This window comes from Myxococcus llanfairpwllgwyngyllgogerychwyrndrobwllllantysiliogogogochensis, from assembly GCF_006636215.1.
GTDB classification, from domain to species: Bacteria; Myxococcota; Myxococcia; order Myxococcales; family Myxococcaceae; genus Myxococcus; species Myxococcus llanfairpwllgwyngyllgogerychwyrndrobwllllantysiliogogogochensis.
In genome coordinates this window covers 1-386 of the sequence record NZ_VIFM01001015.1, presented here as the reverse complement: position 1 = coordinate 386, position 386 = coordinate 1, and the positions used below count along the sequence as shown (strand labels likewise).

1 protein-coding gene is annotated in these 386 nt (G+C 57.3%); it reads right to left on the bottom strand.

The genetic code is table 11. The features are described 5' to 3' along the window. Positions 1 to 386, bottom strand: a 386-nt coding sequence (locus FJV41_RS56665) for a hypothetical protein (RefSeq protein WP_181791664.1), incomplete at both ends; no start/stop codon positions are given.

The following is a 386-nucleotide window of genomic DNA, read 5'->3' as shown; positions in this document are numbered from 1 at the left end:
GACCGTAGCAGTGCGCGCATACACCAAAGTCGGTGTCACAGGATACGACGGAACGCACTTTGACGGAGTCAACGGAGTTCTCTTCCAGCAGGTCACACCAGTGCTCGTGCAGCAGCGTGTTGCGTGGAACCAGAATATCCGCAGTACCCGGCTTCAGAACGTCTTCAGCGGTCACACGACCCAGTACGCGATCGCGCAGCGGCTCTTTAACATCACCACCCTCGATAACCGGGGTCATGGTGATGCCTTCCAGGGTGCCACAGTCGTCTTCAGTAACAACCAGGTCCTGTGCAACGTCAACCAGACGACGAGTCAGGTAACCGGAGTTCGCTGTTTTCAGTGCGGTATCCGCCAGACCTTTACGCGCACCGTGCGTGGAGATGAAG